The following is an 8,446-nucleotide window of genomic DNA, read 5'->3' on the forward strand; positions in this document are numbered from 1 at the left end:
CCCCCCGTCATTGCGAGCGTAGCGAAGCAATCCAGAAATCTCGCCGCGAAGGCAACCTGGATTGCTTCGCTACGCTAGCGATGACGAAAGGAGGCGACGCTTCCCCGCGTCACTTCTCGCGGAACGCCCGCATGAACTGGTCGTGCAGCGGCTTCATCAGATAGGACAGCATGGTGCGGTCGCCGGTCTGGACGAAGGCTTCCGCCGGCATGCCGGGGATCAGCCTGGAGTCACCGAGCTTGGCGACCTCTTCTGCGGACAGCGAGACGCGGATGGTGTAGTAGCTCTGGCCGGTGCGCTGATCGGTGGTGACGTCGGGCGAGACGCGGCTGACGACACCGTTGAGCTCCGGCGTGGTGCGCTGGTTGAAGGCGGACAGGCGCAGCAGCGTCTTCTGGCCGATCTGGAGCTTATCGATATCGACCGGATTGACCTTGGCTTCGACCTGGAGATCGTCGGCCTGCGGCACGATCAGCATGAGGGCGTCGCCGGCGGTGATGACGCCACCAACGGTATGCACCGTCGATTGCAGCACCATGCCGTCCTGCGGCGCGCGGATGTCGACGCGGCGAAGCTGGTCCTCGGCGGCGACCTTGCGCTCGATCATTTCGCCGATCTTGTCGTTGGTCTCGCGCAGATCCTTGGAGACCTCGCTGACCATGTCCTTGTCGACCTGGATGATCTGCAGCTCGGTCTCGGTGATCTTGCCCTTGGCCTGCGCGCGCGAGGCGATGTATTGCGCGCGCTCGCCGTTGAGGCGGGCGCTATCGCGTTCGAGCGTGGTCAGGCGGGAGATCTGCACCAGGTGCTTGTCATAGAGATCGCGGACACCCACGAGCTCCTGCTGCACCAGTGAGATTTCCCTGTCCTTGGCCCGCTCCTGCGCGGAGAGGCCCTCGATCTCCTCGTTAAGCTGCTGGATGCGCTCGCGCAGCTGCGCCTTCTGGCCGGCGCGTCCGTTGACGCGGACGTCGAACAGCTTGGTTTCGGCGGAGAGCAGCGCCTTGACGTCGGGATCGTTGCTGCGATCGAGCAGCGCTTGCGGGTAGTCGATCCTGTCGATCCCGCGCTGCTCGGCCTGGAGCCGCGCCGCACGCGCCTGCGCCGCGTCGAGATTCTTGGTGACGATGGCGAGGTTGGCCTTGGTGACGGTGTCGTCGAGCCGCACCACGATGTCGCCAGCCTTGACCACGTCGCCATCGCGAGCACGCACCTCGCCGACGACGCCGCCGGTCGGATGCTGGACCTTCTTGACGTTGGATTCGACCACGATCTGACCCGGCGCGATCAGCGCGCCGGAAATCTGCACCGTCGAAGCCCAGCCGCCGAGGCCGACCAGGAGGACCAGCACGATCCCAAGCCCGAGCATCAGGTGGAACCGGATCGACTGCCGTACGGTCCGCTTCGCTGCGGGCTTCGCGCCGCCGAGCGCCATCGTGCTCATGCCTTGGCTCCGCCTTCGCTGACGATCTTGATCGGCGCCGGCGGTGTCACGCGCGGCTGGAGCACCTGGGCGAGCACCTGCTCCTTCGGCCCGAAGGCCTGCATACGGCCGTCGCGCAGCACCAGGATCTGGTCGACCGCTTCCACTCCGATCGGACGGTGCGCCACCACGATGACGATGGCGCCGCGCTCGCGTGCCGCACGGATGGCGCGGGTCAGCGCTTCGTCGCCTTCGGTGTCGAGATTGGAATTGGGCTCGTCGAGCACGATCAGGAACGGGTTGCCATAGAGCGCGCGCGCCAGCGCCACGCGCTGCGCCTGGCCCGCGGAGAGCGCGGTGCCCTGCTCGCCGACCTGGGTGTTGTAGCCCTCGCGCATCTTGATGATCATCTCGTGCACGCCGGCTTCCTTGGCGGCGGAGATGATGCCGTCGGAGGTGGCCTCGGGATCGAACCGGCTGATGTTCTGCGCGATGGTGCCGCCGAACAATTCGACGTCCTGCGGCAGGTAGCCGATATGGCGGCCGAGCATGTCGGACGCCCATTGGTCGAGCGCCGCGCCGTCGAGCCGCACCTTGCCGCGAACCGGTTGCCAGACGCCGACCAGCGCGCGGATCAGCGACGACTTGCCGGAGCCGCTCGGTCCGATCACGCCGAGGCCGTTGCCGGCTTCGAGCGCAAAGGTGACGTCCTGCACGATGAGGCGCTGGTCGCCCGGCGGCACCATGGCGATGCCTTCGACCGAGAGGCGGCTGGTGGGCGCCTGCAACTGGGTCGGCATCGTCTGCGCCGGCATCTGCTCCAGAAGGCGGGTCAAGCGGTGCCAGCTCTGGCGTGCCGCGACAAAGGATTTCCAGTGCGCGATGGCAAGATCGACCGGCGCGAGCGCACGGGCCGACAGGATCGAGCCGGCGATGATGATGCCGGCGGTCGCTTCCTGGTGGATGACGAGATAGGCGCCGACCGCGAGCACGGCCGATTGCAGCATCATGCGCAGCACTTTTGCGACCGCGCCGAGACCGCCGGCGACATCGCTCGCACGCTGGTTGCCGTCGAGATATTTTTCGTTGGCCTCGCTCCAGCGCGCGTTCATCCGGCCGGCCATGCCCATCGACACCATGACTTCGGCATTGCGGCGGCTGGCCTGGGCGAGATCGTTGCGCTGGGCGGCAAGCCCCATCGCGTCTTTCGCCGGCTGGCGGGACATGAACTCGGTGACCAGCGTCAATCCGACCAGGATGACGGCGCCGACCAGCGCGGTGACACCGATCATGACGTGGAAGGCGAAGCAGATGGCGAGATAGAGCGGCAGCCAGGGCAGATCGAAGAACGCGCTCGGGCCCATGCCGCCAAGAAAGGAGCGGACATTGTCGAGATCGCGCAGCGGCTGAAGCCCCTCGTTGCGGCTGCCGACCAGCAGCGGCAGGCGGACGATGGTGTCGAACACCCGCTTGTTCAGGGCTTCGTCCAGCGCGGTGCCGACCCGGCCCAGGATCCGGTTGCGGATCATGTCCAGCACGCCCTGCGCCATGTAGAGGAAACTGGCGAGGACGATCAGGCCGACCAGGGTCGGAATGCTGCGGCTCGGCAGCACCCGGTCGTAGACCTCCAGCATGAAGATCGACCCGGTCAGATAGAGCAGGTTGATCATGCAGCTCATCAAGCCGACGCCGACAAACGCCGTGCGACAGGCGCGCAGCGCATCACCGAGCTCTGAGCGGCGGACGCCGGGAACGGCTGCCATCAGTCTGATCTCTTTCGGGTAGGGGCCAAAGCCCCTGATTTCAAAGGCAAATTCAGGAGTAATTGACCCGGATTAACATCGCGTTTGCGCTCATCGCCCAACGCAGTCGAACACCCGGGACCCCTATAGCCCACATCACCCTCGACCGACCTTGCACGCAAGTCCGGAATCTCACGATCTTGCGGCTTTTTCTTGCAGACATGTCACCTCTCCCCAGGCGGGGAGAGGTCAAAAGTTCGATCAATTGAACTCGGGCGCCATTAGAATCGGCCGCCGCCGCGGACCAGCCGCACCACTAGCAGCAGGATGACCGCGCCGATCGCGGAATAGACGATCTCCGATATCAGTCCGGTGCCGATGTGAATGCCGAGCTTCGGAAACAGGAAGCTTGCCACCAGCGCGCCGGCGATGCCGACCACGACGTCGCCGATGATGCCGAACCCGGTTCCGCGCACCACTTTGCCGGCCAACCAGCCAGCCACGAGGCCGACGAACAGGATGACAAGCAGGCCTTCGTTGGAAATGTACATAAGTGAGGTCCCTCTCCGTGAACGGTTCCATGGAAGCGGAACCGGGATGAACGAGGTCTGAATGCTGTTCCCCCGTTCCCCGCTGGCGGTCCAAAGATCATGACAGCGCGGTGACCGGCTCTGCCAGCACGCACCGTGCTGCCCGGCCCGGCCCGACGTCCACATTCCCAGGCAATTGCTCCAGGCAGCGCGGCTGGGCAGCGGCGCAGCGGGGCGCAAAGGAGCAGTTGTGCGGCCTCTCGCCAAGCGACGGCGGGGTGCCGGGGATGGTCTCGAGCCGCTGTCCCCGCTTGGCCCCGTGGACGGTCGAGGCGAGCAGGCCCTTGGCGTAGGGATGCACCGGCGAGCGGACGATGTCGCGAAGCGTGCCCTGCTCCACGATCTGGCCGGCATACATCACAGCGACCCGGTCGCAGATCTCGATGGCGACGCCGATGTCGTGGGTGACGAAGATGACGGACATGCCGAACTCGCGCTGCAGCTCGCGCAACAGCAGCAGGATCTGGATCTGCACGGTGGCATCAAGCGCAGTGGTCGGCTCGTCCGCGAGCAGGATCTTTGGCCGACACGCGAGCGCCAGCGCGATCATCGCGCGCTGACGCATGCCGCCGGACATTTCATGCGGATAGGCATCCAGCCGCCGCTTGGCCGAGGGGATGCGCACGACGTCGAGCATCTCCAGAGCTCTCGCGCGGCCCTCCGCATAAGACTTGCCTTCATGGCGCACGACGCTTTCGGCGATCTGCGCGCCGATGGTGTAGACCGGATCGAGCGCGAGCGCCGGCTCCTGAAAGATCATCGACACGGTCTGGCCGCGGAACGACGACAGCTGCTCCTCGTTCATCGCAAGCACGTCGCGGCCCATCACGTTGACCTTGCCCGTGATCTGCGTGCGCTTCTTCGGCAACAGCCGCATCAGTGCACGCAAGGTCACGCTCTTGCCCGAGCCGGACTCTCCGAGCAGGCCCAGCACCTCGCCGTCGCCGAGCGAGAGGCTGAGATCGTTCACGGCATAGACCGTGCGCTCGCCGGTGAAGCGGATGTTGAGGCCTGAGATCTCGACGAGCTTTGTCATGACGGAAGTTTCGGCAGCCTGTCGTGATAGTCGGTGGCGCGCTGGAATGCGGCGCCGATGGTGAGCAGGGTCGCCTCATCGAACGAGCGGCCGATCAACTGCATGCCAATCGGCAGACCGCTTTTGGTGAAGCCCGAAGGCACCGTGAGCGACGGCAGGCCAAGGTAATTCACCGGACGGGTGAACAGCGTCAGCCGCTGCAACAGCGCCGGCGCGTTCGGCCCGCCGCCGACGTCGCTCTCCTCGATCGTCGGCGCCGGCACCGGAGACGCCGGCGCGATGATCGCGTCGACACCTGATGTCGCAGCGTTGTGCGCGGCCAGTGCCGGCCCGCGCCAGCGCATCGCCTCGAGGTAGGTGATGGCGGGGACCGCAAGGCCGTTCTGGAGCCGCATCAACACCTGCGGGCCGTAATCCTGCGGCCGCTCGATCATCCAGCGCTTGTGGAAGGCGGCGGCTTCGGCCGCAAGCACGAGCTGGCTTGCCGCGGACAATTGCCGCTGATCGGGCAGCTCGACCGTGACGATGTCGGCGCCTTCGCGCTTGAGCACTGCAATGGTCTCGTCCAGCACGCGCGCCACCTCGCCGTCGAGATCATCGACATAGAAGGACGAGGGGACGCCGACCTTGAGGCCCTTCAGCGAGCCCCTGGTCGCGCCGACATAGTCAGACAGCGGCTCACGGCTCGCGGTCGAATCCTCGGGATCGGGACCGGCCATCAGGGCCAGCAGCAGCGCGCAATCCTCGGCCGTGCGGGCGAGCGGGCCGACCGTGTCGAGCGACTGCGACAGCGGCATCGCACCGGCGCGGCTGACCCGGCCGACGGTGGTCTTCAATCCCGTGACGCCGCAGAAATGCGCGGGCATGCGGATCGAGCCGCCGGTGTCGGAGCCGAGCGCGGCATAAGTCAGTCGCGCCGCGACCGCCGAGCCCGAACCCGAGGACGAGCCGCCGGTGATGTGCGCCACGTTCCAGGGATTCCGAACAGGGCCGTAATGGGCGTTATGGCCGGTCGGGCCATAGGCAAATTCGGCGAGATGCAACGTGCCGAGCCGAACCTGGCCGGCGTCCTTCAGCCGCTGCAAGGCGGTGGAGGTCACTGTCGGAACGAAATCGCGGCGGATCAGCGAGCCGCAGGTCGCGACGTGGCCTGCGTCGTAATACATATCCTTGTGCGCGAGCGGCACGCCATGCAACGGCCCGCGGACTTCGCCCTTGGCGAGTTCGGCGTCGGCGGCATCGGCGGCCTTCAGCGCCGCCTCTGCCTCGATCAACATGAAGGCGTTGAGATGCGGCTGCCACTGCGCGATACGATGCAGCAGCGCGCGCGTCACCTCATGCGAGGACACCTGCTTCATCGCGATCGCGCGCGCGACCTCGGTGAGCGTCATCAATGCGGGCTCGGCGCTCATTTCGAGAGCTTCGCAGCCTGCGCGATCGGATAGAGCGCGGGCTCGAGATCGAACGGCAACGTGCCGGCAATGGCCGCAAAGCCCTCGAAGGCCGGTCCGATGGAGTTGGAGATGCGCGTCGCGATCTCGTCGTCGACGGGAACGCCGGCGACCTGTGCCGTCGCCTTGATCTCTTTTGTCGTCGGTCTCGTCATACGGTTTCCTCCTTCGGCGCGCGGCTATGGCCTGAACCCGGGATCGCCATGTAGCACGCGGCCTCGTGGCCCATTCTATCGAGCGCGGTGAGTTTTGGTGTCGCATTTGCGCAGAGCGGCTCCGCAAACGGGCAACGGGTGTGGAAGCGGCAGCCCGAGGGCGGATCGATCGGATTGGGCGGATCGCCCGTGATCGGCGGCGTCTCGGTGCGGCGGTCCGGATCCGAGGACGGCATCGCGGCAAGAAGTGCGCGCGTATAGGGATGTGCCGGCTGGTCCCAGACCTGGTCGACCGGGCCGAGCTCGACGACCTCGCCGAGATACATCACCAGCACGCGATCGCTGATGTAGCGGACGACGTTGAGATCGTGGCTGATGAAGAGATAGGTCAGGCCGAACTCGCGCTTGAGGTCGGCAAGCAGATTGAGCACTTGCGCCTCGACCGATTTGTCGAGCGCGGAGACCGCTTCATCCAGAATCACCAGACGCGGCGACAGCGCCAGCGCGCGCGCGATGTTGACGCGCTGGCGCTGGCCGCCGGAGATCTCGTGGGGGTAGCGGTTGGCGAAATTTGCAGGAACCAGGCCCACCTTGCCCAGCAGCTCGCGCGCCAGCGCGCGCGCAGCGCCGTCGGCCATGCCATGCACCTTCGGGCCGAAGGCGATCGATTCCTCGATCGTCAGGCGCGGGTTGAGCGAAGCGTAGGAATCCTGGAACACCATCTGCATGCCGCGGCGCAGCTCGCGCAAGGAGAGCGACTGGCCGACGCTCATGCCGTCATAAATGATGTCGCCGGTATCGCGCGGCATCAGGTGCATGAGCAGCCGCGCGGTGGTCGACTTTCCGCAACCGGATTCGCCGACGATCCCGACGGTCTCGCCCTTGGCGACAGAGAAGGAGACATTATCGACGGCACGCACGGTGCGCTTTGCGGCGAACAGGCCGCCTCGCACCGGAAAATGCTTGGTCAGGCCGTTGACCTGGAGCAGCGGCTGGGCGACGCCGCCGAGGTCTTCGATCGGCTCCAGCATTGCGACAGAGAGGTTGGTTTCGCTCATGGCTAGTTCCTGATGTCCATGGCGCTACGCAGGCCGTCCGAGAGCAGGTTGAAGCAGATCGAGACCGCGAAGATCATTGCACCGGGGAGCGCAGCGACCCAGGGGTTGACGTAGATCGCGGTCCGCAAGGTGTTCAGCATCAGGCCCCATTCCGGCTCCGGCGGCTTAGTGCCGAGTCCAAGGAAGGACAGGCCTGCCGCGAGGATCATCGAAACCGAGATCAGGCTGGTGGCATAGACGAAGATCGAACCGAGCACGTTGCCGAGAATGTGCACGCGCATGATGGTGAAGGGACCGGCACCGGAGGCGCGCGCGGCGTCGACGAAGTCCATGTTGCGCACGCCGGTGGTGACGCTTTCGGCGACACGGGTGATTTGCGGGACGAACACGACGGTCAACGACACGATGGAATTGAGGATGCCCGCGCCCAGCGCGCCGGAGATCGCGATCGCCAGCAGCACAGACGGAAACGCGTAAAACACGTCGACCGTGCGCATGATCGCGGTATTGAGCTTGCCGCCGACATAGCCGGCGACGAGGCCGAGCGAGGTGCCGATACAGAAGGCGAGGATCACCGGCAAAATGCCGATGAGAAGCGACAGCCGCCCGCCATAGATCAGCCGCGCCAGCATGTCGCGACCGAGCTCGTCGGTGCCGAGCGGGTAGCCTGTTGTGCCGATGTGCCGAAGGCGCCGGATCATCGAGCCCTTGTACGGATCTTCCAGACCGAGCCATGGCGCAACGATCGCCGACAGGAAGATCAGCAGCAGCACCAGCGCGCAGACCATGCTGACCTTGTCGCGCCGGATCCGACGGCCGACGGTCGCCCAATAGCCGCGCGCCTTGGTCGCGGGCGCGGACTGAAGCGCGGCATCAGAGGTGACGGACAACGGAAGCTCGCTCATCGGCGAGCCTCCGTTATGCATCGAGGGATTCGATCCTCGCCAAGGCGGCGGTGCACCTCTCCCGCGTGCGAGGGCTTTGCGTAAAT

General features: G+C 65.8%; 8 protein-coding genes. All 8 read right to left on the reverse strand.

Annotation, left to right across the window (positions count from 1 at the left end):
* Positions 1–109 precede the first annotated feature (109 nt).
* Positions 110–1,444 (reverse strand): HlyD family type I secretion periplasmic adaptor subunit, encoded by a 1,335-nt coding sequence (locus FXB41_RS20470; protein ID WP_219682970.1) that lies wholly within the window; start codon positions 1,442–1,444, stop codon positions 110–112.
* On the reverse strand, positions 1,441–3,186 hold the full coding sequence (locus tag FXB41_RS20475; RefSeq protein ID WP_219682971.1) for a type I secretion system permease/ATPase: 1,746 nt from the start codon (positions 3,184–3,186) through the stop codon (positions 1,441–1,443). Before FXB41_RS20475 ends, FXB41_RS20470 begins: the two co-directional genes overlap by 4 nt.
* 260 nt (positions 3,187–3,446) lie before the next feature.
* On the reverse strand, positions 3,447–3,716 hold the full coding sequence (locus FXB41_RS20480) for a GlsB/YeaQ/YmgE family stress response membrane protein (RefSeq protein ID WP_219682972.1): 270 nt from the start codon (positions 3,714–3,716) through the stop codon (positions 3,447–3,449).
* 97 nt (positions 3,717–3,813) lie between these two features.
* Positions 3,814–4,791: an ABC transporter ATP-binding protein gene (locus tag FXB41_RS20485; protein WP_219682973.1), complete on the reverse strand. Its 978-nt coding sequence runs from the start codon at positions 4,789–4,791 to the stop codon at positions 3,814–3,816.
* Positions 4,788–6,203, reverse strand: coding sequence for an amidase (locus FXB41_RS20490; protein ID WP_219682974.1), 1,416 nt, complete (start codon positions 6,201–6,203; stop codon positions 4,788–4,790). Before FXB41_RS20490 ends, FXB41_RS20485 begins: the two co-directional genes overlap by 4 nt.
* A complete protein-coding gene (locus FXB41_RS20495; protein ID WP_219682975.1) occupies positions 6,200–6,397 on the reverse strand; it encodes a hypothetical protein in 198 nt (65 codons plus the stop codon). Before FXB41_RS20495 ends, FXB41_RS20490 begins: the two co-directional genes overlap by 4 nt.
* Positions 6,394–7,455: an ABC transporter ATP-binding protein gene (locus FXB41_RS20500; RefSeq protein WP_219682976.1), complete on the reverse strand. Its 1,062-nt coding sequence runs from the start codon at positions 7,453–7,455 to the stop codon at positions 6,394–6,396. Before FXB41_RS20500 ends, FXB41_RS20495 begins: the two co-directional genes overlap by 4 nt.
* Positions 7,456–7,457: 2 nt before the next feature.
* On the reverse strand, positions 7,458–8,360 hold the full coding sequence (locus FXB41_RS20505) for an ABC transporter permease (protein ID WP_219682977.1): 903 nt from the start codon (positions 8,358–8,360) through the stop codon (positions 7,458–7,460).
* Between the last annotated feature and the right edge of the window lie 86 nt (positions 8,361–8,446).

The sequence above is a fragment of the Bradyrhizobium canariense genome (genome assembly GCF_019402665.1).
In the GTDB taxonomy this organism is placed as follows: Bacteria; Pseudomonadota; Alphaproteobacteria; order Rhizobiales; family Xanthobacteraceae; genus Bradyrhizobium; species Bradyrhizobium canariense.

Coding starts and splice junctions, on each gene's coding strand:
- FXB41_RS20490 (WP_219682974.1), bottom strand. CDS start 6,203: ATGAGCGCCGAGCCCGCATTGATGACGCTCACCGAGGTCGCGCGCGCG.
- FXB41_RS20480 (WP_219682972.1), bottom strand. CDS start 3,716: ATGTACATTTCCAACGAAGGCCTGCTTGTCATCCTGTTCGTCGGCCTC.
- FXB41_RS20500 (WP_219682976.1), bottom strand. CDS start 7,455: ATGAGCGAAACCAACCTCTCTGTCGCAATGCTGGAGCCGATCGAAGAC.
- FXB41_RS20505 (WP_219682977.1), bottom strand. CDS start 8,360: ATGAGCGAGCTTCCGTTGTCCGTCACCTCTGATGCCGCGCTTCAGTCC.
- FXB41_RS20470 (WP_219682970.1), bottom strand. CDS start 1,444: ATGAGCACGATGGCGCTCGGCGGCGCGAAGCCCGCAGCGAAGCGGACC.
- FXB41_RS20475 (WP_219682971.1), bottom strand. CDS start 3,186: ATGGCAGCCGTTCCCGGCGTCCGCCGCTCAGAGCTCGGTGATGCGCTG.
- FXB41_RS20495 (WP_219682975.1), bottom strand. CDS start 6,397: ATGACGAGACCGACGACAAAAGAGATCAAGGCGACGGCACAGGTCGCC.
- FXB41_RS20485 (WP_219682973.1), bottom strand. CDS start 4,791: ATGACAAAGCTCGTCGAGATCTCAGGCCTCAACATCCGCTTCACCGGC.